Source organism: Paraburkholderia sp. USG1, assembly GCF_031570135.1.
Lineage (GTDB): Bacteria > Pseudomonadota > Gammaproteobacteria > Burkholderiales > Burkholderiaceae > Paraburkholderia > Paraburkholderia dioscoreae.
Map to the genome: position 1 here is coordinate 220,364 of NZ_JAMWXW010000011.1, position 25,046 is coordinate 245,409.

The window sequence follows — 25,046 nt, forward strand, 5'->3', positions numbered from 1 at the left end:
TGCGGCCACACGGCGGTCGCGCACCCAACACCGCGACGGAAGTCCGTGCGGGATACTGTACATTCATACAGGTATTTTGGCAAACAATGACATCGTCGTTGTCGCGCTCGCCAACCCGCTAATGACCAGGTTATCGGGAATGCGGCCTCGGGAATGCGGCCACGTCACTCCTTTCTCCGCTTCACGCTGCGTGCAGCAGTAATCCAGACGGACATAGACCTTGCGTCGATTCACGACGCGCCCTTGTAGGTCGCGACAAAGCCCGCGAGGTCTCCCCAGTTCGGCGAAGACAGCAATTCCGGATGATCCTGCTGAACTTTGAGCGCGACGCTACGAAAGGCTTGTGCACATGCCGAAAGGCCAACTGGCTGCGAAACGGGAGACGGTACAGGTGAGTTTCCCGGCATTGGCACATTCAGCCTGGGCGCAGGGCCCGGCGTTTTCATTTCGGAAAGGGCGGAACTGAGCTTCGAAAGTTGTGTGCGTGCACTGACCGGGGCGGAGTACGTGCCGCCGGCGTTGAATTTATCCGCGAGAAGCTGAAGGATCGACGTATGGTCCAGGTCGCCGGAAAAGACGCCGCCCGGCGTGACATAGGGCGAGATCAGGAATGCTGGTACCCGCAGCCCGGTAGTCTGAAACCGATATCCGGCAACGTCGGTCGGGATATCGAGGGGACTGACATGATCGAAGAACCCTCCATGCTCGTCGTACGTGACGATCATCAGCGTCTCATTCCATCGCTCTGACGTGGAAATCGTTTGATAGATGTCGGCGAGGAACGCTTGCCCTGGAGCAACGCCGGTAGGCGAATGGTCGTCATTCGGAGTCCGGTGTGGCCCGTCCGTGTATTCCGGTTCGATGAAAATGACTTGAGGCATGTTCGAACCGTTCGTCCAGTCTGCCTTGAAGCGCGAATACCGCCTGAACCTGCCGCCAATGCCATCCAACGGCAAGGCGAGCGACGTCACTATTTCGGGCAACCACTTGGGCATCAGGCTGAAGAACGGGAAAAATCCTCCCGACTGGTAGACACACCAGCTTGTGGCGTGTGCGGTCAGCCAGTCATATACCAGGGACTGCTGTGGGAGAAAACCAGAAACGTTGTCGCTAATCGCACTCTCTCCCGACATGGCCATCAGGCGATTGGCCTGGGTTCCGGTCGGAAGCGGCGCAAACCAGCTATCGCAAATCGTGAAATGGTTTGCGAAGAAATCGTAAACAGGCAGCGCATCGGCGGTGTAATAGCCCATTACCATCGAGAGATCGGCTGGCGCAGGGTGTCGTGCCGCGTAGCTTGCAACGAACCCACCCAGTTCGGGGCAGCCTCCACTCGCGCACGGCGTGTTTATTTGTATCGAAATCGGCGTGCGGTCGTGCGGAGGGTCGGGGATCAGTTGGGTCGCCGGCGAGAGAGCATGGATCGCATATGTCCTGTCGTCGTAAAGATTCGCGAAATTCTGCTGCCACGCGGGGTCGGCAGAGAGTCCGTTGACGTCTTTTCCGTCGAGGCTCAGATAACCGAGAACATGGTCGAACGACCGGTTCTCCATCATGACGATGATGATGGTTTTAATGTTGTCCATTGACATGCTGCCTCCGTACAACGGCATCACAGCGACCATGTCGCCTGCCAGGTTCGCGCCCCGCAGGAAACTACGGGAGCGCGACACTGCAGACCTCCTGACGCGAACCTGTCTCCTGCATTGGCGGCTTGCAGCGCGAGCCGGGATCGGATAGCTCAAATACTCGTTGCAGAAGAGCCGCACTTTCAACGCAGGCTCTATACCAGAGTCTTGCTTCCGGCTAGACGTTAAGGCTAGTTCACGTTACATCGCCGTTCAACTTCAGTTCTCGCTGAAGGCAAGTTGTTCCCGCTTCGCTCGATCCAATAGGCCTTTGCGAACCCGACTGATGGCAAGCCGTAGGAAGTCGGGTGGATCGGAGGAGAGGAGCATCCGCGCCTGGAGTGGCGCGGCGCGTGGCGCTTTCAGCGCGACAGCAACGACACCGTTGCGATGCCGAGAATGGTCATCACGAGCGACGCACCCACATGAATCACGATCTCGCCCGCAGCCCAGCCGAGCCGGCCGTCCTGCAACCGCTGCACGACTTCCGCTGAAAAAGTCGAGAAGGTCGACAGACCGCCCATCAAGCCGGTGATGACGAAGAGCCGCCATTCCGGTGCGAGCTGCGGCGCCCGCGCAAACCCTGCGACGGCGACGCCGATGACGTAGCCGGCAATCACGTTGGCGGCGAAAGTGCCGAGCGGCAAGCCGCTGAACAGGCCGTTCAGGCGGATGCCCAGAAACCAGCGAAACAACGAACCGAGCGCGCCGCCGATTCCGACGGCGAGAATGGACCAATACATGGGAGGCCTGGCAAAACCGGGGGTGTCGACAAACCGGGCTGAGCATGGAGCGCGATGCTGCGTCCGCAATCATCCGGGCGAGCAGGCATCATCAGCCACAAGGGCGGTTAAAGGAGAATGCCATCTCCAGCGCAGGAGTCTAACACCGGCGAGGGCATGTGGGGACAGTTCGGCGTGGGCGCGGACAGCCCGCCGGCCCGCGCTGTCCGCCCGGATCCGGCATGCCCGGTGGCGAGGCGCACGTGCGGGAGCCGGAGCCGCCAGTGCGCTCATGCGAAGCAAAACCGCCGCCGAAGCTTTCTTACTCGGGTGTCGCCGAAATCTTGTGGATCGACAGGTCGGCGCCGTTGTACTCGTCTTCCTGGTCGAGCCGCAGGCCCACTGTCAGCCGGATCGCGCCGTACACGAGCGCGCCGCCGAGCGTCGCCACCACAATCCCGCCCAGCGTGCCGACCAGTTGCGCCCCGAACGACACGCCACCCATGCCGCCGAGCGCGCGCAGGCCGAAGATGCCCGCCGCGAGGCCGCCCCACGCGCCGCACAGACCGTGCAAGGGCCATACGCCCAGCACGTCGTCGATGCGCCAGCGGTTCTGCACGCAGGTGAACATATAAACGAAAAGCACGCCGGCAATGCCACCCGTCACCAGCGCGCCGAGCGGATGCATGATGTCGGAGCCGGCGCAGACCGCCACCAGTCCGGCAAGCGGCCCGTTGTAGGTGAATCCGGGGTCGTTGCGGCCGGCGAGCCACGCGGTCAGGGTGCCCCCCACCATCGCCATCAGCGAATTGACGGCGACGAGGCCGCTGATCTTGTCGACGGTCTGCGCGCTCATCACATTGAAGCCGAACCAGCCGACCGCCAGCACCCACGCGCCCAGCGCGAGGAACGGAATATTCGACGGCGGATGCGCGGCGATGCCCCCGTCGCGGTGGTAGCGCCCGTGGCGCGCGCCCAGCAACAATACCGCCGGCAGGGCGACCCAGCCGCCGAACGCATGCACGACCACCGAGCCGGCGAAGTCATGGAACTGCGCGCCGAACACCTCGGCGAGCCAGTTCTGGATGCCGAAGCGGCCGTTCCACGCGATCCCTTCGAAGAACGGGTAGATGAAGCCGACCAGCACGAACGTCGCGAAGAGTTGCGGATTGAATTTCGAGCGCTCGGCGATGCCGCCCGAGACGATCGCGGGAATCGCGGCGGCGAAGGTCAGCAGGAAGAAGAAGCGCACCAGCGCATAGCCGTTGTGTGCCGCCAGCGACTCGGCGCTGCCGAAGAACTGCACGCCGTAGGCGATCGCGTAGCCGATAAAGAAGTAGGCGATCGTCGAGACCGAGAAATCCACCAGAATCTTGACCAGTGCATTGACCTGGTTCTTTTTGCGCACCGTGCCGAGTTCGAGAAAGGCGAACCCAGCGTGCATCGCCAGCACCATGGCGGCGCCGAGTAAGAGGAAGAGGGTATCGGTGCCGGTTTTAAGACTTTCCATCGATGTGTCCTGCTGATGACAAAAAAGCGGGCAATGAATGCAAGAAGCGGGCCAAAGTTGTGCCAAAACGCGTCGATACGGTGCAGTTCGGCACCGGGATGGGATTGGTTGGGTGCTTTGTTAAATGCTGCGGACACGCCTTTGCACATTTTTGCGGCTTTAGCCGGCACAGTTAGTGTGCATAACGTCGTAACCAAGGGCGGAGCGAACCAAAAATGGGCAAAATATTCGATTTCATTTACGTTTAATTCAAAACCCTAACGTGGGGCCGACATTCATCCGGCATTCTTTTGCGGCAAATGCCTGGTCAATGGCGTGCCCTCTTTGTTTTCCTGGGTAATCGCCGACATAATGTGCCGTCCCCGAGCATGATCTGCCGGCCACCGACCTCCAGTGCGCACGCATGAGACTGACCACCAAAGGCCTGTTGCTGATCGCGATTCCGGCCGTCTTCGAACTGGCGCTGTTGTCCGGGCTGGTCAAGGCCCAGTCGGACGCGGCGCAGGCGGAGCGCTGGGCCATCCATAGCCAGGACGTGCTGCGTCAGACCACCGCGATTCTCGACCCGGTGCTGGGCGAGTCCGTGGCGCTGCGCGGGGCGGTGCTCGCCAACGACGCCCATTTCGCCACACCGGTAACGGTGTGGATGGACGTCGACCGGCGCATCGACCAACTGGCCGATCTGGTCGCCGACAATCCGGCGCAGGTCGAACGCGTGGTTCAGGTGCGCCAGGCGGTGCAGGCCTACCGGCAATGGTCCGACCGCGTTCAGGACATGCTGCATTCCGGCCGGCGGCGCGACGTGCTTGCGCGCTTTCGCGATCTCGCGCCGACCGACGTGCTCGACCGGTTTCGTCAGCAGCTCGCCGCATTCCAGGCCGAGGAGCGGCGTCTCGACACGCTCCGCTCGAATGCCGCCGACGCCGCGCGCGAGCGGCAGCAAACCCTGGTGGTCGCGGCGGTGCTCGGCTCGTTGCTGTTCGTCGCGCTGGCCGTCTGGTTGTTCACGCGCGGTGTGCGCGGCCGGCTCGCGCTCCTTGCCGATAACGCCGGGCGTCTCGCGGGCAACGAACCGCTGGCGCCGATCGGTCCGGGACGCGATGAAATCGCCCGCCTCGATCTGACCTTGCACGAGACGAGCCGCCGCCTGCTCGAAGCCGAGCGCATCCAGGCGCGCTTCCAGGCCGATCTGGCGCGCCGCACCGGCGAACTCGCGCGCATCAACGAGACCTTGCGTCAGCAGACTCAGGAAAACGAAATGTTCATTTACAGCGTGTCGCACGATCTGCGCGCGCCGCTGGTGAACCTGCAAGGCTTCTCAAAGGAGCTGATTCGCGCGTGCGACGAACTGCGCGTCGCGGTGCGCGAGTCGTCGCTCGCGGCCGGCACGCGGCAGCGCATCGAACGGGTGGTCGACGAGGATATCGGCGAAGCGCTGCACTATCTGCAGACGGCGGTGCTGCGCGCCTCGCACATCATCGACGCGCTGTTGCGGCTGTCGCGCGTGGGCCGGGTGGAGTACCGGCAGCAGAAGGTCGAGGTGCGCGATATCGTGCCGCGCGTGATCGATGCGATGCAAGGCTCGATCCGGGCGCGGCGCGCTCACGTCCACGTGCACGAATTGCCTGCGGTATGGGGCGACCCTACCGCGCTGGAACAGGTGTTCGCGAATCTGATCGGCAACGCGGTGAATTACCTGGATCCGTCACGGGAGGGCAGGATCGAGATCGGTACGACGCCGGCGCCGCCGGGCGTGCATTCGCTGCGGATCTTCTATGTGAGGGACAACGGCCTGGGCATTCCGGCGGTTGCCTTGCCGCGGCTATTCAACGCCTTTCAGCGGTTGCACGGCAATGTGGCGGCCGGCGAGGGCATCGGCCTCGCGCTCGTGCGCCGCGTGGTGGAGCGGCACGGCGGGCGCGTGTGGGCGGAGTCGAAAGAAGGCGTGGGCACGACGTTCTATCTGTCGCTGCCTGAAGCCGACGCGCGGATCGCGCAACTGGCTGCCGGTACGCAAGGGCCGCCGACGGCGCCCGGTGTTCAGGCCGCTCGCGACGCCCGCCCGGCCCTGGAGGAGCGTGATCGAAAGAGCGGCAGCAGCAGTGGCAGCAGCAGCGCCGCCGCGCATGCCGCCGATGCCAAGCCCGGCATCAGTACGCCTTAGCTCGGTTACGACGCGGTAAAGAGACGACGCGGTTTGAGCAACTGCCTGCCGCGAATCGACCAGTAGCAGCCGCAAGCGATGAGTACGGCGATACCCGCCATGAGCTGGAGGGGCGTGGGGCGCACGCCGTGTATTCCGTTCAGTGCAAAAAGGCCGCGCGCGACGAGCAGCAGCGCCGCCCACATCGACCACGCGGCCTGAACCAGCATGCGCATGCCGGCCAGACGTCGCGCGCGATTTTCACTCGACCAGTTGGCCGGCCCGCGTCCGCAGAAAAAGGCAATTGTCAGCAGCACGACGGCGAGAATCACGATCCAGTCGGTCAGTTCCATTGAAAACACTCCCAAGTCAGCCGGCGACTATAGGAAAGGCTTCCGTTGCAAACTATCGGACTAGTCTCAAATGGGATGAGTTTTGACGAGCGCGGGTTGCCGCAAGGGCAGGGCGCTCGCCGGTATGGATCAGGCAGAAGGGATCAGAGCTCGATGCGTGTACCGAGCAGCACGAGGAATTGGCGCAGCCACTCGGGATGCGCGGGCCACGCCGGGGCGGTGACGAAATTGGCGTCGGTGATCGCGGCGTCGACGGGAATGTCGGCGTATTCGCCGCCCGCCATTTTCACTTCGGGCGCGCAGGCCGGGTAGGCCGAAATGCGCTTGCCGCGGATCACGTCGGCGGCGGCCAGCATTTGCGCGGCGTGACAGATGGCGGCGATCGGCTTGCCCGCTTCGGCGAATTGCCGCACGACTTCGATTACCTTGGGATTGAGCCGCAGATATTCCGGCGCGCGGCCGCCTGCTATCGCCAGCGCGTCGTATTGGCGCGGATCGGCGTCTTCGAAGGTGGCGTTGAGCGTGAATTGATGGCCGGGTTTTTCCGTATAGGTCTGATCGCCTTCGAAATCGTGAATCGCGGTCTTGATCCGGTCACCGGCCTTCTTGTTCGGGCAGACTGCGTCGACCACATGGCCAACTGCCTGCAGCGCCTGAAACGGCACCATCGTTTCGTAATCCTCGGCGAAGTCGCCGGTCAGAAACAGAATTTTCTTTGCCGCCATCGTATGCCTCCAATTGATCAACGGAACACAGCGAATGCGTCATTGACGCACCTATAAGCTCAAGCAGTCTACTCCACTACGTTTGACAGAACCGCGACGGATCACGCAATGGATACGATCGAATGGCGCTCGCGCCCGGTGTCCCTGAACTCGACGCCCACATGGGCCTGAGCGCATAACGCGGTTTCGGGCGAGCGGGCTTCGAGGCTTCACCGATGAGCGTACCGGGAAGCTTGCTGAAGAGCGCGTGCAGCACAACGGCGTATCATTGGCGCGTTTTCGCATGCGGAAGCCGCTCGACGCGGCTCACACTGAAATATGACTTTACCTATCCATTCATCTTTGTTGCGCCGTGCCGCGTTCGTGGCCGTCGTGTTCGGCGGCCTCGCCGCCTGTCAGAAGAACGACGCGTCCGCGGGCCAGGTCGCCGGCAAGCTCAACGACGCGGCCCAGGTCGCCGGTCAGAAGCTCGATCAGGCGGCCAGCTACGTCGGCCAGCAGGTCGACGCGACCAAATCCGCCGCGCAGCAGAATCTCGAATCCGCTTCCGCGCCGTCGATCAGGATCGACCCCAGCGCGCTCGCTTCGACCGCGCAGGCGAATCTGCAGAGTGCGGCGAGCGCCACCAATGCGCAACTCGGCAAGGCCGCGTCGCTCACCGGCCAGAGCCTCGAATCGGCCGGGCGCAAGCTCCAGGAGTGGTCGGCGCAGAGCTCGGCGTCGTCGGCGAACGCGTCGGCTTCGTCCTCGGGCGAGTCGAGCGACGCGCAAAAGCAGATGGACAAGTGATATGCCGGCCGGACCGCATGGCCGTTTGACAGCCGGATTAAATGTAATTACTATGGTTACATATTGTCGTTGCCGGACGGGTTTACTGTGAACACGAGTAGCCGGTTTGCATTTGCGGTGCATGTGCTCGCGCTGCTGTCGTTGCAGGGGGGCGTGCCGCTTTCGTCGGAAATGATCGCGGGCAGCGTGAACACGAATCCCGCGCTGATCCGCCGGCTTCTGACCATGCTGGCGGAAGCGGGCCTCACCACTTCGCAACTGGGAGCGGGCGGCGGGGCGCTGCTGGCACGGGCGCCTGAACACATCTCCCTGCTCGAGGTGTATCGTGCGGTGGATGACGCGCAGTTATTCGCATTGCATCGCGAGGAGCCGAATCCGGCGTGCATGGTCGGGCGCAACATTCAGGGCGTGTTGCGCGGCATCATCGACGAAGCGCAGCAGGCTATGGAGGCTTCGCTCGGCGCGCGTACGCTGGCCGACGCCACAGCCGACGTGGTGCGCGCCGAAAAGCTGCGCGAACGCAAGAAACGCTCGCACGGGTGAGGTAGCAAAAAGGCAGCAGGAAAGCAGGAAGAAAGGGGCGCGTGCCGGTCAATCGAAACACGCGCTTCTCGACGAACGGGGGCTCATGCCCCTCTTTTTTCCCGGTTATATGTAATCAATATGGTTACATATATATCAATGAAGGAGCATTGAAAATGAGCAAACAGTTGAAGATCGCGTTGTTCGGCGCCACCGGCATGATTGGTTCGCGGGTTGCCGCGGAAGCCGCTCGCCGCGGGCATCAGGTGACGGCGCTGGCGCGCAATCCGGCGCGCGTGCCGGCCGGTGTGGCGAATCTGAAAGCGGCGCAAGCCGATCTGCTCGACGCCGCAAGCGTGGGCGCGGCGGTGCGCGGTCACGACTTGGTGGCGAGCGCCTATGCGCCGCCGCAGGACGACCTCGCGGCGCTCTGCAAGGCCACCCGTGCGCTCGTCGAAGGCGTGCGCGCGGCGGGCCTGAAGCGCCTCGTCGTGGTGGGCGGCGCGGGTTCGCTCGAAGTGGCGCCGGGCAAGCAACTAGTCGATGCGGAAGGCTTCCCGGATGCCTACAAGGCGATCGCGCTCGCGCATCGGGACGCGTTCGCTTACTACCGCGGCGTCACCGACCTCGACTGGACCTTCTTCGCCCCGGCCGCGCTGATCGCACCGGGCGAGCGCACGGGAAAATTCCGCACGGGCGCCAACACTTTGCTGACCGACGCCGAGGGCGATAGCCGCATTTCCGCGGAAGATTTCGCAATCGCTTTCGTCGATGAACTGGAGCAAGGCCATTTCGTCCGTCAGATCGCGACGGCCGCTTATTGAGCCCGAAACGAGGCTGAGTGGGGCGCGCGCGGTCTTCCATGCGGGCAGGCCGCGCAAGCGTCCTAACATTCGGTTACGCATGTCAGGTTGCTCTGGTTGAAACTGCGGCTACACTGGCGTCTCCCGTTTTCCTACGGATTGCCATGCAGTCATGCCCGTTGCGGCGTGAGTCCGGGGCTGCGCCGTTCAACGGCGGGCAGCCGGCGACTCACGCCGCCTTCCACTTTTCCCCTTGCCGTAGCGAGCGCGACGCGCGCCGCGCCGTGCGCCCGCCACTCGCGGCGCGGCTTGGCGCATGGGCCGCAGCGCTTTGCGCCGCGCTGATCCTGTGCCTTGGCGGGATGCCCGCGAATGCGCTTGCAGCCGGCGCGGCCACCGGCACGCCGGTTATTCCGGCCCTGCAGAGTCTGATCAACAGCGCGACGGTGACCGCGGCGCCCGCGTCTCCTGCTTCAGGCGCATCGGCGGCGGAGGCGGCGTCCGCGCCCTCGCCGGCGAGTCAGGCGGAGCTGGCGCGTTCGCTCGACAGCGTGATCTCCACGCTCGACAACGACCGGCAACGCACCGCGCTCGTCGCCCAGCTCAAAAAACTGCGCGACGTCTCGCAGAACGTCGCGCCGGCCGCGCCCGTGCAACCGAGTCCTGGCTTGCTCGGCGCGATCGCGTCCGGCATTGCGTCGTTCGAATCCGACGTGCATCAAGGGCGCACGCCGGTCCGCTATTGGGGCGGACGCTTCAATGCCGCCGGCAACGAGCTCTACACGATCATTTCGGGGCAGGGGCACGAGAGCTTCGGCCGCATTGTGTTCTCGATGATTGCGATGCTGGCGGGCTGGGGCGCGTGCGCCGGCGCGCTGATCTACGTGCAGCACCGGTTGTACCGGCGCTTCGGCATCGTCATGGGGCTCAATCCGAACCCCACCACGCGCGAGTTGCTGATCTTCGCGCTGCGCCGCGTCGGGCCGTGGATCATCGCCTTTCTCGCCGCGCTGCTGTTCGTGCGCGCCATGCCCGACGCGCTCGGCCGCACGCTCGGCATGGTGGTTGCCTATGCGATCGTTGCGGGTGCGGTGTTCTCGGCGATCTGTCTGATCATGTTTTCGCTGTTCGGCTCGGGGCATCGGCGGATCGCCGTGCGTCTGCTGATCGATCATGCGCGGCGCGTGCTGTTCGTGGTCGGCGTGTGCGGCGCGCTCGGCGACGCCGCCGTCAATTACGACGTCGCGCATCAGCTCGGGCCGAATCTCGCCGCATTGATTTCGACCGCGGCCAACATGACGGCCGCCGTCCTCACCGGCTACTTCGCGCTCGCGTTTCGCCGGCCGGTCGCGCACCTGATCCGCAACCGGCCCTACGAGCAGCGCACCACCCACAAGGCCGCGACCGACGCCTTCGACGTGCTCGCCGCGCTGTGGCACGTGCCCGTGCTGGTGCTCGCCACCGCGTCGGTGGTTGCCACGCTCGGCGGCTCGGGTTCGAACGAAAACGTGCTGCAGATCTCGGTGGTGACCGCGCTGCTGCTGGTGCTGGCCTTTTTCGTGTCGGCCATCGTGTTGCGCCTGACGCGTCCGCGCAGCGCGCGCACGCGGCGCCGCTCGCCGTATCTGACGCGCCTGCTGCGTTTTTTCGGCACGCTGGTCACGCTGTTTGTCTGGTTGTTTTTCTTTGAACTCGCGGCGCGTTTGTGGGGCGTCTCGCTGGCTGCGGTGGTCGAAGAAAACGTGGCGGCGCGCGGCATCGCGCATGCGGTGACGGCGATCATCGCCACCGTGTTCATTGCGTGGCTGCTGTGGATTCTGGTCGATACCGCGATCACGGAAGCGCTCAATCCGGGGGGGCCGCGCAACAAGTCGCGCGTGCCGAGCATGCGCGCCCGCACCATGCTGCCGCTGTTGCGCAACGTGCTGCTCGTCACGATCATGACCATCGCCGGCATCGTGACGGCGGCCAATCTCGGCATCAATGTCACGCCGCTGCTGGCGGGCGCCGGCGTGATCGGCCTCGCGATCGGCTTCGGCGCCCAGTCGCTCGTGACCGACCTGATCACGGGGCTGTTCATCATCATCGAAGACACGATTTCGGTGGGCGACTGGATCGACGTGGACGGCGGCCACGCGGGCACGGTCGAGCATCTGTCGATCCGCACAGTGCGGCTGCGCGACGGGCAAGGCGCGATTCACGCGATTCCGTTCTCGCAGATCAAGATCGTCAAGAACCTGTCGCGCGATTTCGCGTATGCGGTGTTCGAGGTGCGCATGTCGTTCTCTACCGACGTCGATGAGATCACGCAGTTGATCCGTGAGGTCGGCGCCGATCTGATGGCCGATTTCCGTTACCGGCGCGAGATGCTCGGACCGATCGAGGTGTGGGGACTGGACCGTTTCGATCCGAACTGGATGGTCGTGAAAGGACAGATCAAGACGCGGCCGCTGCAGCAATGGAGCGTGGCGCGCGCGTTCAATCTGCGTCTCAAGCGCAAGATGGACGAAGCGGGCATCGAGATTCCGGTGCCGCAGATGCGCGTGTATACGTCGTCGAAGGATAGCGAAGGGCAGCCTTTGCAGGACGACGAGATGTCGGGGTTGGGCCCGCGTGGACATGCCGAGAGTCAGCCGGGGACGTCGGCGTCCGCATCGGCGGCGCGGGCCGTGCATCCGCCGCTTGCGGTGGCGCGCGACGTGTCGCACGAACCACGGCCGGCGCCGCCGCCGACCGGGCAGACAGCGCCGGTTCCACCGCAGATTCCTACAGCCGGCGAGGCGGGCGGGAAGACCTAGCTGCGGGCGTCGTGACCACAGTCGGCAACGCGCACCACGTCGTTGACGTGCGTCGCGATCTGCGCACCCGCGACGCCGTAAATATGCAGCGAGACGGCAGGCTCGTCGCTGCGATTGCCCAGTTGATGAATCCCGCCACGGCCGCCTCGCACGAACGACACGGCGCCCCGATTGCGTGCTTGTGTGCGCGTGGCGCTCGCGCAGTGCCGTGCGCCGTTCCACTCGAATACCGTTTCGCTCAGCGTGCCTTCCATCACCGCGTAGCCGCACCATGTGTGATGCGCGTGCACGGGGCTTGCCTGCTGCGGCAGCCACACCAGCGCGGCGATCGCATAGCGGCCGTACGGGTCCGCAGCCAGCAGATGACGCCGGTACTTCTCCGCCGAGCCTTCGCGCTGCGCTGCCGTGAGCAGGTCGGGATTCGCCGCCGCGTCCGCGAGCGCAATGCGCATGCTGCGCGCGAAGAAGGCTGACTCAGACGGTTCCGGAGATGGCCCGCAGGCTTCGAACATCGCATCCAGGGCATCGCACAGGCGCGCGAGGGGCGCGTTGCGCGCGCCGTACAACAGCATGTCGGCCCGATCGCGCGAGGCGGTCTGAGGCGCTCTGGCGGACTGCGACTGTTGGACTGGGAAACGCGTCGGTGACGCTGTGTGAAAGTCTTGGCTCATGGTCGTTGGGCGGTCGCCGGGGCTGCTTGTCGGTTATTTTCGGATAGCGATATTTATACCGGTTTGCCCAGAGAAAGAGTTTCCATATAATTCCCCCTGGAATCGGAAAAGTAGAATAATTTCCTATGGGGGTGTCAGGATGGGAATGGATATCATCGACCGGAAGCTGCTGGAGTTGCTGCAAGCGGACGCGACCATGCCGATCGCCGAGCTGGCGCAACGCGTGAACCTGTCGCAAACGCCTTGCTGGAAGCGGCTGCAGCGTCTGAAAGAGGCGGGCGTGATCCGCGCGCAGGTCGCGCTTTGCGACGCGCGCAAGCTCGGCGTGGGCACGACCGTGTTCGTCGCGGTGCGCACCAATCAGCACACGGAGGAATGGGCGCAGACGTTCACGCGTGCGGTGCGGGACATTCCGGAAGTCGTGGAGGTGTACCGGATGAGCGGCGAAACCGATTACCTGCTGCGCGTGGTGGTGTCCGATATCGACGACTACGACCGCGTCTACAAGCTGCTGATCGCGGCCGTGCCGCTATACGACGTGAGTTCGAGCTTCGCGATGGAGCAGATCAAATATTCGACGGCTTTGCCGGTGCGCTATACGGTGTAGGCCCTGCATTGGCGAGCCCGATGCGATTTGGGTCAGGAGTGTCAATATTCAGTTAACATTGTTCATAACTGGCGATTTTTTTACCAGTCCTTGATATAAATGGACTGACTCTGGTGTATGTTACGAAAAGTTTCAGTTTCGTCGTAACAATACCCATAATGAATAAAAAGACCTACAGGCTGATCTTCAGGCGGCTTCGGGGCATGCTGGTCGCGGTATCGGAAACCGCCACGGCGGCAGGTAACACAGTATCGGGAGAAACCGGATCGGCGCGGCAGGCCGCGCGCCAGACGGTGTTGCGCCGGTCGCTTTCGTGCTTGGCGCTGCGTCATGCCGCGCTTGGCGCGATGACGCTCGCCGGCGCGCTCGTCATCTCCACGCCCGAGGCGCACGCGCAGATCGTGCCGGGCGGCGCGCACGCGCCGTCGGTGATCCAGACGCAGAGCGGGATTCCCCAGGTGAACGTGAACCGGCCGTCCGCTGCCGGCGTTTCGGTCAACACGTACGGCCAGTTCGACGTCCAACGCCCCGGCGCGATCCTGAACAATTCACCGACGATCGTGAATACGCAGCAGGCAGGCTATATCAACGGTAATCCTAACTACCTGCCGGGGCAGTCCGCGTCGATCATCGTCAATCAGGTCAACAGCAATAATCCCTCGCAATTGCGCGGGTACGTCGAGGTGGCGGGCCGGCGCGCGGAGGTGGTGATTGCAAATTCGTCCGGTCTGATTCTGGACGGCGGCGGTTTTATCAACACCTCGCGGGCGATTCTCACCACCGGCAATCCGACCTATGGCGGGAACGGCGCCCTGACCGGTTTCGATGTCACGGCGGGGCGGATCACGGTCCAGGGCGCGGGGCTGAACGCATCGAACGTCGACCAGGTGGACCTGATTGCGCGAGCCGTAGCGGCGAACGCGGCGATCTACGGCAACACGCTGAATGTCGTCGCCGGCGCGAATCACGTCGATCACGATACGCTGGCTGCCACGCCTATTGCGGGCAGCGGATCATTGCCGGCCGTTTCGATCGACGTGAGCCAGTTGGGCGGCATGTATGCGAACAGGATTTTTCTGGCGAGCAACGAGTACGGCGTGGGCGTCTCGAATGCAGGCGTGCTCGCCGCGCAGGCGGGCGACCTGACGCTGCAATCGAACGGCCAGCTCGTGCTTGCCGGCAAGACCACGGCAAGCGGCAATCTCGCCGCCACGGCGGCCAGTATCCAGAACAGCGGCTCGACATACGCGCAGCAGTCAGCGGCGGTCAATACGTCGGGCGCGCTGTCCAACACCGGCACGCTCGCCGCGCAGCAGAACACGAACATCAGCGCTGCGAGCCTCAGTTCGAGCGGCACGCTCGGCGCGGGCATCAACGGCGACGGGTCGATCGGTCATGCAGGCGATCTGACGGTCGCGACTTCGGGCGCGCTGGGTGCGACGGGACACACTGCCGCAGGCGGCAATGCGACGCTGACCGGCGCGGCGCTGAGCCTCGGCGGTAGCCAGACTTCAGCCAACGGCAACCTCACGTTGCTGGCCAGCATTGGCGACATGAGTCTCGCGGGCGCGAGCGTCGCTGCGGGCGGTGCGATCAATGCCACCGCGCGGGGGACGCTGACGAACGATAACGGCGCGCTTTCCTCCGCCGGTGCGCAAACGGTTGCGGCGGGCGCGCTGTCGAATCAGGGCGGCCAGATCATCTCGCAGTCGACGCTGAACATCGGTACCGGCGGTGCGTTGAACAACCGTCAGGGCATCATCCAGTCTTCCGGAAACCAGACGCTTGGCGCGGCCTCGATCGACAATACCGCAGGGCGCGTGGTGATGCTCGGCAACGGCGCTCAGAGCGTCACGGCGACCGGCGCGCTGGTCAATGCGCCGGGTATCACTGCAACGGGCGCGGCAGGCGGCGTGATCGGCAGCAACGGCGCGCTCGGCGTGTCGGTCGGATCGATTGCGAACCAGGGGCAGTTCAACGCGCTAGGCGACGCATCGCTTCACGCCCAGTCGATCGACAATCATGCGGGCAGCGTCACGGCGGGCGGCAATCTCAGCGCGAGCAGCACGGGCGCGCTCAATAACCGCGACGGTACGCTCTCAGGAACGGCGACGACCGTGAGCGGCGCGTCGGTCGACAATTCCAGCGGCACGGTCGAAGGCAATACGCTGACGCTGTCCAGTAGCGGCAACCTGACCAATCGCGGCGGCCATATCAGCCAGTCCGGCAATGCGGCGCAGCGCATTTTCGCAGGTGGCGCATTCGACAACACCGGGGGTTCGATTGCATCGAACGCGACGGACCTCGACGTCTCGGCGCAATCGCTTACGAACGATGCCGGTTCGATCCAGCACGCGGGTAGCGGCACGCTGGCCGTGACTACCACGGGAAATCTGTCGAACAGCGCAGGCAAGCTGGTGACCAATGGCACGCTCGACGTGACCGGCGCGGCCGTATCGAATCAGGGCAGTCTGAGCGCGAAGGGTGATGCGACCGTGCGGGCGCAGACGCTCGATAACCACGCGGGCAGCATCGTCGCCGGCGGCGCGCTGGTCGCGTCAGGCATTGGCGTCGTCGACAACCGGAACGGCACGCTTTCAGGTGCGGCTACGACCGTGAGCGGCGCGTCCGTCGACAACTCGAACGGCACGATCGAAGGCGACACGCTGGCGCTGTCCAGCAGCGGCAACCTGAGCAATCGCGGCGGCCGCCTCACCCAGTACGGCAGCGCGGACCAGACGCTTTCGGCCGGCGGCACGCTCGACAACACCGGCGGCACGCTTGCCACCAATGCGACCAACCTGACCGTGTCAGGCCAGTCGATCACGAACGACGCCGGTTCGATCCAGCACGCCGGCACCGGCACGCTGAATGTGACGACGCCTGGCGCGCTGTCGGATGTGGCCGGGCAGATCGCGGCCAACGGCGCACTCATCGCCCGCTCGGCCAGTCTCGATAATTCGAACGGCGCCGTGTCCGCCCAGGGCTCGGCACAGGTCGATGCGAACACGAGCCTGACGAACCGCGGCGGCACGCTGTACGGTAAAGCCGGCCTGACGGCGACCACCCAGGGCGCGTTCGACAACACTCAAGGGTCCGTGCAGACCGATGGCAATCTGTCGGTGAACGCAGGCGGGGCGCTTTCGAATACGAGCGGGACGATTTCGGTGAACGGCGCGTCCGGCAATGCCGCGACCGCCACCGTGTCGGCCTCGTCCATCGACAACACCTCGGGCAAGCTCACGAATAGCGGCAGCGGCGCGACCACCATTACGGCCGCGACCGGCATCACCAACAGCGCCGGCACGATGGGCGGCAATGGCGACGTGACGCTCGGCGCGCAGACGCTCACCAACACCGCCAGCGCAAAATTTGTTGCCGCGCGCGTGGCCAGCCTGAACGTCACGAACCGGGTGAACAATTCGGGCGGGACGATCTACGGCGGTACGGCGCTGAACCTCAACCAGTCCGGTGCGAGCGTGATCAACGACAGTGGCCGCCTCGAAGGCGGCCAGGACGTGTCGGTGCGGGTGGCGTCGCTCGCGAATTCGGCGGGCGCGCTCAGGGCAAATCGCGACATCACGGCTAGCGGCATGGTCAGCGGCGATGGCACCATGACGGCCGGCCGGAATCTGGGGCTCGCCGTCACGGGCGACTACACCAACGGCGCGTCGAACAGCCTGCGTGCGGACGGCAACATGACGGTGTCGGCCACCGGCACGCTGACGAACGCCGGCACGCTCGCGGCGAGCGGTGCGTTGAGCGCAAGCGGCGCGAACGTGGTCAATGCGGCCGGCGCGGACATCAACTCGGCGTCGACCACGGTCAATGCGACGGGCACGCTCACCAATGCCGGAAGGATCGAGGGCGATTCGGTCACGACCCGCAGTGCGACGCTCGCGAACACCGGCACGCTGATCGGCAACACCGTGCAGGTCAACGCGGCGGACGTGCAGAATACCGGCGCGGCCGCGGCGATTGCGGCCGCTCAGAGTCTGAACATCTATGCGTCGAACTCGGTCACGAATTCGGACGGCGCGCTGATCTATAGCGGCGGCAGTCTCGCGATCGCGAAGGATGGCGCGCGCGACGGCTCGGGCATGCTCGCGAACCAGACGGGGACGCTCACGAACAGCGCCGCGACAATCGAGGCGGTGGGTGACGTGGATATCGCCGCTCACACGGTCAACAACCTGCGCACGGGGGTTCAGACGCAGGCGGGCACGCCGCAGAACACCGGGACGAACACGCTGACGCTGTGGACCGGAGGCCTCTCCGGTGATGACCTCGGCTTTTACGACAGTTCGGTCTATCCGCAGTGGAACTGGCGGGGCGGAGCGATTGGCACGGCGACCATCGGTGCGCTGATGCATCCGATCACGGTCACGGTCCCGAAATCGCAGGTCGCCAGCCTCGATGCCAACGCGCAGACATTGTCGTTTACGCAGCCGCTGACCGATACGTATATCAGTACCTCGACCCCGCTGGTCGAGGTCTGCAACACCCACGATTTCTGCAGCCAGCAGCATGTCTCGCAGACGCGCACCATCACGAACAACGCAACCCAGTACTACAACGGCATCACCGACAACGGCAGCACCTACACGATCACGCTGTGGCCGGACTACAACCCCGCCACGAACATCCGGCCCGACAACGTGACCGTGCGCACCGATCTCGGTTCGGACAATCACGACTACGTCGAGATGAAGCGCGTATCGACCAGCACCACATCGACTGACCAGCTGCTGAGCGCCGGCACGCCCGCGCTTCTGCAGGCGCAGGGTTCGATCCGGATCAATTCGGACGGTGGCGCGATCAACAACCAATCGTCGACCATGACCGCGGGCGGGAATCTCATTCGCCGCGCCGTGGGCGGCAGCGTGAACGACTCAGGCACGGTGCTGCAGCAGACCGTGACCGCCGACACACAGTCCACCTATTACTGGCATCAGAAGACCGGCGGCAGTGACGACACGAAGATCGTCGAAGACGGTATCACGCAGAGCACGACCACGGTCGCGGCGCTGCCCGCGATTGCGACCGCCAACGGCGCGGTGCAGACGAGCGGCCAGACCATCAGCGTCGCCAGTGTGAACCGGGTCGGCCAGACAGTCGTGGGTTCCGGCGTGACGGGCGGCAACGCGACGGGCACGCAACTCGGCGGCGTGAACGGACAGGCCGCGGACGCGGGCACGGCAGGCGGCGTGACTGGCCAGACGGCGAGCGCGAACATTGCCACAGGCGTGAGCGGCCTCACCGTACGCCCACAGACACTCGGTGGCGCGGCAGGCGGCATCCCGAACCTGAAGCTGCCGGTGAACAGCCTGTACACGTATCAGACCGCGCCAGGGGCGACGTATCTGGTCGCAACCGATCCACGCCTGACGACTTACACGAAATTCATCTCCAGCGACTATTTGCTGGGCGCGCTGGGACTGAACCCGCAGACCACGGAGAAACGCCTCGGCGACGGGGCTTATGAGCAGCAACTCGTGATGAACCAGGTCACGCAGTTGACCGGCCGAACGTTCCTCGCCGGCTATTCGGACAATCTGGATGAGTACACCGCGCTGATGAACAGCGGCGTCACGTATGCGAAGTCGTTCGGACTCACGCCGGGCATCGGCCTGACCGACGCGCAGATGAAGCAGCTGACAACCGACCTGGTGTGGCTCGTGTCGCAGACCGTGACGCTGCCCGACGGCACCCAGCAGACCGTGCTCGTGCCGAAGCTGTATCTGGCACAGGCCAACACGGTCGATCTGCAGGACAGCGGCGCGCTGGTCGCCGGTAACGCGGTGAGCCTGAACGCGACCGGCGACGTGAGCAACAGCGGTCATATTGTGGGGGACATGGCCACTGCGGTGCTCGGCAACAACATCGTCAATAGCGGTGTGATCGGCAGCGGCGGCACGACGGTGGTGTCGGCCGTGCAGGACGTGCGCAACACGAGCGGGCGCATCGGCGGGGTGCAGACGGTGGTTCAGGCCGGGCGTGATGTGATCAACGAAACGGCGACCGCGAGTGTGTCGAACACACTGCAACAGGCCGGTTTCACGTCCAGCGCTTCTTCGCAAAACATACTGGCCACCGGCACGATTTCGGCGTCGGAGAATGCGGTGGTGCTGGCGCAGCGCGATGTGAATCTCGCCGGCGCCGCCATCGAGTCGGGCAACAGTGCCTTTGTGGGCGCGGGCCGCAATATCAACGTCGGCACGACGACGCTTGGCGCGACGCAGGATGCGGGTACTAACGACGGGCTCAACGGCGGGCATACCACCACGACACAGAACGTCGGCAGCACGATCACGACGGGCGGCAACCTGACCACGGTGTCGGGCGGCAATACGACGCTCACCAATGCGACCGTCAGGACGGGTGGCGATGCAGCGATGATTGCCGCCAACAATCTGACGCTGACCGCCGCGACCGACACGCGTTCGCACAACGAGCAATCGCTCGGCGGCCCGCAGTCGAAGCACACCGGTTCGAGCTACGACGAGACGGCGCAGGGTAGCAACCTGAACGCCGCCAGAGATCTGACGCTCGGGGCCGGGCAGACGGCAGCGGCGGCTGCGCTGCTGTCGGAGCATGGCCTCGTCGCGGCGGCGGACGCGCCTATCGGCGCAGGCAATCTCACGGTGCTGGGGTCGAGCGCGACCACCGGGTCGAGTGCCGCAGACGGTAGCGTGAGCGGAGGCGCCGCCACGCTGGCGGCGACCGGCAATGTGACGATCGGCGCGGTGACCGAAACGCACGACTCGCAGAGCTGTTCGCACAATGAACGCTCGGGCTTCATGTCGAGCGACAAGACGACCGACCAGACATCGTCGCATCAGGTGATCTCCGTTGGCTCGACGGTCTCGGGTGATACGGTGAGTGCGAATGCCGGTCACGATCTGACGATTGCGGGCTCGACAGTCGCCTCGACGAACGACATGTCGCTGTCGGCCGGGCATGATCTGACGGTGACGACGACGCAGGACACCAGTCAGAGCAGCCGTTTTCACCAGGAACAGAAGTTGGGTCTGGGCGGCACGGGCGGCGCCGGCATTTCGTACGGCACGAGCGACCGGAAGGAAACGACGAACGATAACTCGGTCACGCAGAACGGCAGTCTGGTGGGCAGCACGGACGGCAGCGTGACGATGACGGCGGGCAACGGTTTGCATATCACGGGCAGCGATGTGATCGCGGCGCGGGATGTGACGGGCAAGGCGGCGAGCGTCACGATCGATGCGGCGACGGGTACGAATCACCATGACGAGACGCAGGAGACGAAGACGAGCGGCTTCACGCTTGGGCTGGGCGGTAGTGTGGGGGATGCGATCAATAACGCGATCCAGCAGTCGCAGGCGGCGGGTAGCAGTCAGGATGGACGGGCCAAGGCCCTGCACACGATTGCCGCGGTCGGCAACGCCGGCAGCGCGGTCGGGTCGCTGGTGGGTGGCGGCGCTCCGGATATCAGCGTGCAGTTGAGCTACGGCACGAGCAGGACGAAGAACACTTTCACGGAAGACCAGACCACGCAGACCGGCTCGACCGTCAAGGCCGGTAGCATGGCATCATTCACCGCGAGCGGTGGCGGTGATGGGGCAGCGTCGTCGAATAATGGCAACGTGACGGTCGCCGGTTCGAGTGTCAGTGGCAACGATGTCATGCTGAGCGCGAAGAACGATGTGAATCTCCTGAACACGACGAACACCGATTCGACGCGCAGCACCAACGAATCGAGCAGTGCGAGCGTGGGCGTTTCGTACGGCACCAAAGGTTTTGGTGTGTCGGCGTCGATGAGCAAGGCGCACGGCGATGCGAATTCGGATGCGGCGATGCAGAACAACACGCATGTGAGCGCGGCCAACAACGTATCGATCAGTTCCGGCGGCGATACGAACATCGTCGGCTCGAATGTAAAGGGCAATCACGTTGCTGCGGATGTGGGCGGGAACCTGAACATTGCCTCGGTGCAGGATACGACGGTGAGTAGCGCGCATCAGCAAAGCTCGGGCGGTGGTTTCAGCATCAGCCAGGGCGGGGGCGGCGCGACCTTCAGCAGCCAGCACGGCAGCGCGAACGGCAACTATGCCGCAGTGAACGGGCAGGCCGGGATTCAGGCAGGCTCCGGTGGTTTTGATGTGAACGTGAAAGGCAATACGGATCTGAAGGGCGCGTACATTGCCAGCGATGCGGACCCGTCGAAGAACACCCTTGCCACGGGTACGCTGACGTACTCGGACATGCAGAATCATTCGGACTACAGCGCGTCGACAAGCGGCTTCAGTGCGGGCACGCAGGGCGTCATGCCGATGCTGGGTCAGTCGGCAAGCGGCAGTTCCAGTGCGACGACGAAGAGCGGCGTGAGCGCGGGCACGATTACCATTACCGATTCCGCGAATCAGAAGCAGGAAGTGGCGAGCCTGAACCGGGATACGTCGAACCTGAACGGTACGGTGTCGAAGCTGCCTGACGTGAACACGGTGCTTGGCAATCAGGCTGATGTGATGAACGCGGCCAATGCGGCAGGGGAAGCGGTGGCGAAGGACATCGGCACGTACGCGGACTACAAGCAGAAAGCGGCGCTTGATGGAGCGAAGGCGGCGAACGCGCTCGGTGAAACCGGCACGGCGGCGCAATACGGGCAGGATGCGGCGGACTGGGGAGAAGGGGGCGCGGATCGCGTCGGTATGCACATTGTGGCGGGCGCGGTGCTTGGCGGGCTGGGTGGTGGCAACTTTGGCAGCGCGCTCGGCGGGGCGGCAGGTGCGGGGGTTTCGGCTGGACTCGCGCCGAGGTTGAATGAGTTGAGTAATTCGATTGCCAATGCGGATCCGACTGGCAATGCGACGGCTGACAGGATGCTCGGGCAGGTTGTGTCGAATCTGGTGGCGGGGGCGGCGGGAGCGGCTGTAGGGGGTGGTGCAGGTGCTTTTGCTGCGTCGAATGCGGATCGCTTCAATAGACAACTACACCCTGAAGAAAAGACGTTGGCGAAGCAGATCGCGGACAAGAGCGGCGGCACGTACACGCAGGCACAGGTCGAAGACCAGCTTCGTATCATGGGTGTAAGCGTGAATGGGACAAGTGAATCTGGCGCGCCGACTACACTTATTGGTCAAATGCCGACGGACCCGGGCGCACAATGGATATCGGGCGGGACGACGGCAGACGGCAAACCGATTCTGACGCAAGTCACGGCGCAGGCCGATCCGCAGTTGCAGTCGTATATTCTGGCCAACTACAACAGCGCTTCGGCGGGTGGAGTGCCGAGCCAGTTCACGTATCAACAGACTGGAAGCGGCTCGATTAATATCACCGGTCCGTTCACGAAGTTCGATAAGTCGGACGCGGACTTCATGCGGAATACGAGCGCCGACACGGCCTCAATGGTTTCTAACACTGCCGGATGGATCAGTTCTGCTGCGGCCACCGGCGCAGTATCACCGTCTCCATTGGCCCCTGCTTTCGGTGAAATTGCCTTTGGTGCTACGGTAGTAGGCATTGCCGCAGACGGGGTATCGCAACTGGTTCGGCCTAACGTCGGACAGTACACATATCAAGGCGTAGTAGCACTAGCAGGCCAGATCGCAGCGGACCGCGCTCCGACAGCATCGTTGGTGGTCAATGGAGCCGCAACGGCACTAAACAACGCTCCATATTCGACACAAATCCAAGATTGGATAACTCGTCAATCCAATTCGATATTCAATGTAAATGCGAATGGGACAAGGAAATGAAATTTGTTGAGGCGGGAAATTTCTCTGGCTGGGTACGCATTACGTTGTTCGTGGTAGGCCTTACCGCATTTGGAATGAGCCTCGCGCTCGATTGGTTGCCGCGCGTGCCCAGGATGGCGGCTTTCCTGTTGGGCTTTGGGCTAATGGCTTTAGGCGGAATTTCTAGTCGCGCCCACATGCTTAACATCAAACCCTTCGACAACAGCTACAAAAAGGCGCGCGAGAGCTACAAAACCGAAGACGATAAGCACGATGAACCGAAATGAAGCGAACGAAATTCGGCGTCGCACAGTTGATACTCCACCTGTCCTCGATCCTGCAGGTGGTGGCTGCGCTTATGGCGGCAACCTTAGTGGTTCCCCTTGGTTTCGCCCCGCAAGCCCCGACAACGCAGCGCGTCTCGACGACCAATAATGGGATCACCAAGATACTTTATTTTACTGTCGAGTACGCCTTGCTGGCTCGGTGCCTGAATCGCTGTACAGGCCTAGTCTGGCGCATTGCTTCGGGCATATTCCTCATCAACACGGGCGTTGCTGCGCTAGCGACAGCTGCGCGACCCAACCTACATCCGGTATTGACGTGCGGCGTTGCCATCGCTGGCACAATTTCGGTGTGGAATGGTCGTGAGTTGGTCTGAAACGATGCAGGTGCAGCTGCGGGAAACAGACATGTACAACCGGCAACTACATCAGCCCGAAAAAACGAAGGCACAGCAGATTGCAGCGGCGGCAAAGGATCAAGGGCTGATGAACCCTGATGGTTCGCCGATCACGGCGGCACAGATCGAAAACGCCATGCGTGGGGCGAACAATAGCCAATATGGTGAGATCGCTGCGACGGGCGTCGTTGTGCCGTTGAACGCGGGTACGCCTGCGGGTGCGGTTTATGACACGGCCGGGATGAAGCTGGTGGCGGACAGCACGGGGAGTTATCTGGTGCAAGATCCGTCGATGTTGGCGACACCATCAAAAGCGCTGCAAGACTTGATTACCCAGAACACGGGCGGCTCAAATTCGCCGTATAGCTGGAATGCGCCATCTACCCAAAATGCAGCCGGGCCAAGGATCGATGCTACTGGGCCGTTCACTCCGGCGGCAAATGGCTGCATTACGGCTGAATGTGCGGCCGGCATGCCCAACTCAGATCCACGCAGCAATCCCGACGTTACCGTGCAGGCGGGCTTTCACGTGCCGGTCTCTCCAGGAATTGCTGTCGGGCCGAATTTCTCGTACACGCCGAGCGATGATTCGGCTTCGCTTAAGCCGGACGTCACAATCGGTAGTTTGGGGGATTTCGGAGCGAGCATCAATTTTTCGGGCGATTCGCGTTATTCAGGTCCAACGTCGGTCGGGGTGGGCATTGGCAAATACTTTGGCGTCCAAGTAGTCCCGAGTAATGTAACGGCGTGGCAGGAAAAATCCTGGTATGACGCGACGCGCTACATAAATGGTGTTTCAGTCGGTATCGGCGCGGGCTTCAGTACACCTGTCAACGCTTCGGTCGATCCGACCTATCAATCTCCGGTGAAGCGATGAAACCATTCTTTCAGACAACGCTTAGCCCTTCAGCAGGGGCGGTCGTGATTGGATTGCTGATTGTCGGCGTAATTGTGGTCTTTGTTCTACTGCCCGCAATTTCGCGAATAGCTGATAGAAGCGCCGGCCAGCTTATTGCGCAAGCGCGCGTCATCGCATCGTTCGGTCAGTCGGCTTTCCGTTCAGGGGGCGCGTTTTATAGATTCAGCGTTTACGAGCAGCATCTTGTTGTGTGTTTTATAACTGCGCGGTCGTATTCCTACAAAGACGTTCGGCTGGTACAGGAGAAGTATGTGCAACGGGGGAAATTGACGGTAGATCTAGAGGGTATTCGCGTTGTCCTGTGGGGCAATGCCGAGAGTCTTGAACGCTTAGAGACCGTTTCAAAAAGACTGCTCCGTACGTCTGAAGATGTTCCAGCAGACGAGGGAGCAACCGAGTTTGAGGAATGCTTCGTGAATGTCGGCGCGACGCTCAAAGCGAATGCGAAGACGACGAAA

Annotated in this window: 16 protein-coding genes, 1 pseudogene and 1 riboswitch; of the genes and pseudogenes, 10 read left to right on the top strand and 7 right to left on the bottom strand. The window is 63.4% G+C overall.

The genetic code is table 11. The annotated features are described in order from the left end of the window. Window positions 1–230: 230 nt before the first annotated feature. The 3 genes from NE850_RS17020 to NE850_RS17030 form a co-directional block, all read right to left on the bottom strand. Window positions 231–1,586, bottom strand: a complete 1,356-nt coding sequence (locus NE850_RS17020) for an alkaline phosphatase family protein (protein WP_310698955.1) — start codon at window positions 1,584–1,586, stop codon at window positions 231–233. 404 nt (window positions 1,587–1,990) lie between these two features. Next, window positions 1,991–2,371: a fluoride efflux transporter CrcB gene (gene crcB / locus NE850_RS17025; RefSeq protein WP_007182337.1), complete on the bottom strand. Its 381-nt coding sequence runs from the start codon at window positions 2,369–2,371 to the stop codon at window positions 1,991–1,993. Between the two features lie 75 nt (window positions 2,372–2,446). Continuing rightward, window positions 2,447–2,508: riboswitch (Fluoride riboswitch) on the bottom strand. Between the two features lie 164 nt (window positions 2,509–2,672). Continuing rightward, the gene (locus tag NE850_RS17030) at window positions 2,673–3,860 is read right to left on the bottom strand and encodes an ammonium transporter (protein WP_007182336.1); all 1,188 of its coding nucleotides are present in this window, start codon (window positions 3,858–3,860) and stop codon (window positions 2,673–2,675) included. Between the two features lie 403 nt (window positions 3,861–4,263). Here NE850_RS17030 and NE850_RS17035 point away from each other — a divergent pair, with 403 nt between their 5' ends. After that, window positions 4,264–6,024, top strand: coding sequence for an ATP-binding protein (locus NE850_RS17035; protein WP_310698957.1), 1,761 nt, complete (start codon window positions 4,264–4,266; stop codon window positions 6,022–6,024). A 5-nt stretch (window positions 6,025–6,029) separates the two neighbouring features. Here NE850_RS17035 and NE850_RS17040 read toward each other — a convergent pair whose 3' ends face one another. Further along, the gene (locus NE850_RS17040; protein ID WP_310698958.1) at window positions 6,030–6,356 is read right to left on the bottom strand and encodes a hypothetical protein; all 327 of its coding nucleotides are present in this window, start codon (window positions 6,354–6,356) and stop codon (window positions 6,030–6,032) included. 143 nt (window positions 6,357–6,499) lie between these two features. Continuing rightward, window positions 6,500–7,081, bottom strand: a complete 582-nt coding sequence (locus tag NE850_RS17045) for a DJ-1/PfpI family protein (protein WP_310698959.1) — start codon at window positions 7,079–7,081, stop codon at window positions 6,500–6,502. 318 nt (window positions 7,082–7,399) lie between these two features. Between NE850_RS17045 and NE850_RS17050 the strand changes: the two genes are divergently transcribed. From NE850_RS17050 to NE850_RS17065, 4 genes are all read left to right on the top strand, one after another. Next, window positions 7,400–7,870 (top strand): hypothetical protein, encoded by a 471-nt coding sequence (locus NE850_RS17050; protein WP_007182332.1) that lies wholly within the window; start codon window positions 7,400–7,402, stop codon window positions 7,868–7,870. A gap of 87 nt (window positions 7,871–7,957) precedes the next feature. Continuing rightward, window positions 7,958–8,413 (top strand): Rrf2 family transcriptional regulator, encoded by a 456-nt coding sequence (locus NE850_RS17055; RefSeq protein ID WP_007182331.1) that lies wholly within the window; start codon window positions 7,958–7,960, stop codon window positions 8,411–8,413. Window positions 8,414–8,568: 155 nt separating this feature from the next. Next, a complete protein-coding gene (locus tag NE850_RS17060) occupies window positions 8,569–9,216 on the top strand; it encodes an NAD(P)-dependent oxidoreductase (protein ID WP_007182330.1) in 648 nt (215 codons plus the stop codon). 143 nt (window positions 9,217–9,359) lie between these two features. Then, window positions 9,360–11,993: a mechanosensitive ion channel domain-containing protein gene (locus tag NE850_RS17065; protein ID WP_310698960.1), complete on the top strand. Its 2,634-nt coding sequence runs from the start codon at window positions 9,360–9,362 to the stop codon at window positions 11,991–11,993. On the opposite strand, the gene NE850_RS17070 is transcribed toward NE850_RS17065, so the two are convergent. Beyond that, the gene (locus NE850_RS17070) at window positions 11,990–12,565 is read right to left on the bottom strand and encodes a cysteine dioxygenase family protein (RefSeq protein WP_165185601.1); all 576 of its coding nucleotides are present in this window, start codon (window positions 12,563–12,565) and stop codon (window positions 11,990–11,992) included. The two genes, NE850_RS17065 and NE850_RS17070, sit on opposite strands and share 4 nt — an antisense overlap. Before the next feature lie 238 nt (window positions 12,566–12,803). Here NE850_RS17070 and NE850_RS17075 point away from each other — a divergent pair, with 238 nt between their 5' ends. The 5 genes from NE850_RS17075 to NE850_RS17095 all read left to right on the top strand — a co-directional run bounded on the left by NE850_RS17075 (window position 12,804) and on the right by NE850_RS17095 (window position 24,546). After that, on the top strand, window positions 12,804–13,271 hold the full coding sequence (locus NE850_RS17075; protein ID WP_011487821.1) for an Lrp/AsnC family transcriptional regulator: 468 nt from the start codon (window positions 12,804–12,806) through the stop codon (window positions 13,269–13,271). A 158-nt stretch (window positions 13,272–13,429) separates the two neighbouring features. Then, window positions 13,430–23,008, top strand: coding sequence for a hemagglutinin repeat-containing protein (locus NE850_RS17080; protein ID WP_310698961.1), 9,579 nt, complete (start codon window positions 13,430–13,432; stop codon window positions 23,006–23,008). Continuing rightward, window positions 23,005–23,274 carry a hypothetical protein gene (locus tag NE850_RS17085; protein WP_165184126.1) on the top strand — a complete coding sequence of 90 codons (270 nt, stop codon included), beginning with the start codon at window positions 23,005–23,007 and terminating at the stop codon, window positions 23,272–23,274. The genes NE850_RS17080 and NE850_RS17085 overlap by 4 nt, the downstream gene beginning before the upstream one ends. After that, window positions 23,271–23,648, top strand: a complete 378-nt coding sequence (locus NE850_RS17090; RefSeq protein ID WP_165185623.1) for a hypothetical protein — start codon at window positions 23,271–23,273, stop codon at window positions 23,646–23,648. Before NE850_RS17085 ends, NE850_RS17090 begins: the two co-directional genes overlap by 4 nt. Continuing rightward, a complete protein-coding gene (locus NE850_RS17095; protein WP_310698963.1) occupies window positions 23,635–24,546 on the top strand; it encodes a hypothetical protein in 912 nt (303 codons plus the stop codon). Before NE850_RS17090 ends, NE850_RS17095 begins: the two co-directional genes overlap by 14 nt. Before the next feature lie 383 nt (window positions 24,547–24,929). Here the strand turns inward: NE850_RS17095 and NE850_RS17100 are convergent. Further along, window positions 24,930–25,046: pseudogene (locus NE850_RS17100) on the bottom strand (IS5/IS1182 family transposase); the annotation flags it as partial.

Excerpts from the sequence above, each read along its gene's own strand:
- NE850_RS17020 (WP_310698955.1), bottom strand. The coding sequence starts at position 1,586 with ATGGACAACATTAAAACCATCATCATCGTCATGATGGAGAACCGGTCG.
- crcB (WP_007182337.1), bottom strand. The coding sequence starts at position 2,371 with ATGTATTGGTCCATTCTCGCCGTCGGAATCGGCGGCGCGCTCGGTTCG.
- NE850_RS17030 (WP_007182336.1), bottom strand. The coding sequence starts at position 3,860 with ATGGAAAGTCTTAAAACCGGCACCGATACCCTCTTCCTCTTACTCGGC.
- NE850_RS17035 (WP_310698957.1), top strand. The coding sequence starts at position 4,264 with ATGAGACTGACCACCAAAGGCCTGTTGCTGATCGCGATTCCGGCCGTC.
- NE850_RS17040 (WP_310698958.1), bottom strand. The coding sequence starts at position 6,356 with ATGGAACTGACCGACTGGATCGTGATTCTCGCCGTCGTGCTGCTGACA.
- NE850_RS17045 (WP_310698959.1), bottom strand. The coding sequence starts at position 7,081 with ATGGCGGCAAAGAAAATTCTGTTTCTGACCGGCGACTTCGCCGAGGAT.
- NE850_RS17050 (WP_007182332.1), top strand. The coding sequence starts at position 7,400 with ATGACTTTACCTATCCATTCATCTTTGTTGCGCCGTGCCGCGTTCGTG.
- NE850_RS17060 (WP_007182330.1), top strand. The coding sequence starts at position 8,569 with ATGAGCAAACAGTTGAAGATCGCGTTGTTCGGCGCCACCGGCATGATT.
- NE850_RS17065 (WP_310698960.1), top strand. The coding sequence starts at position 9,360 with ATGCAGTCATGCCCGTTGCGGCGTGAGTCCGGGGCTGCGCCGTTCAAC.
- NE850_RS17070 (WP_165185601.1), bottom strand. The coding sequence starts at position 12,565 with ATGCTGTTGTACGGCGCGCGCAACGCGCCCCTCGCGCGCCTGTGCGAT.
- NE850_RS17075 (WP_011487821.1), top strand. The coding sequence starts at position 12,804 with ATGGGAATGGATATCATCGACCGGAAGCTGCTGGAGTTGCTGCAAGCG.
- NE850_RS17080 (WP_310698961.1), top strand. The coding sequence starts at position 13,430 with ATGAATAAAAAGACCTACAGGCTGATCTTCAGGCGGCTTCGGGGCATG.
- NE850_RS17085 (WP_165184126.1), top strand. The coding sequence starts at position 23,005 with ATGAAATTTGTTGAGGCGGGAAATTTCTCTGGCTGGGTACGCATTACG.
- NE850_RS17090 (WP_165185623.1), top strand. The coding sequence starts at position 23,271 with ATGAAGCGAACGAAATTCGGCGTCGCACAGTTGATACTCCACCTGTCC.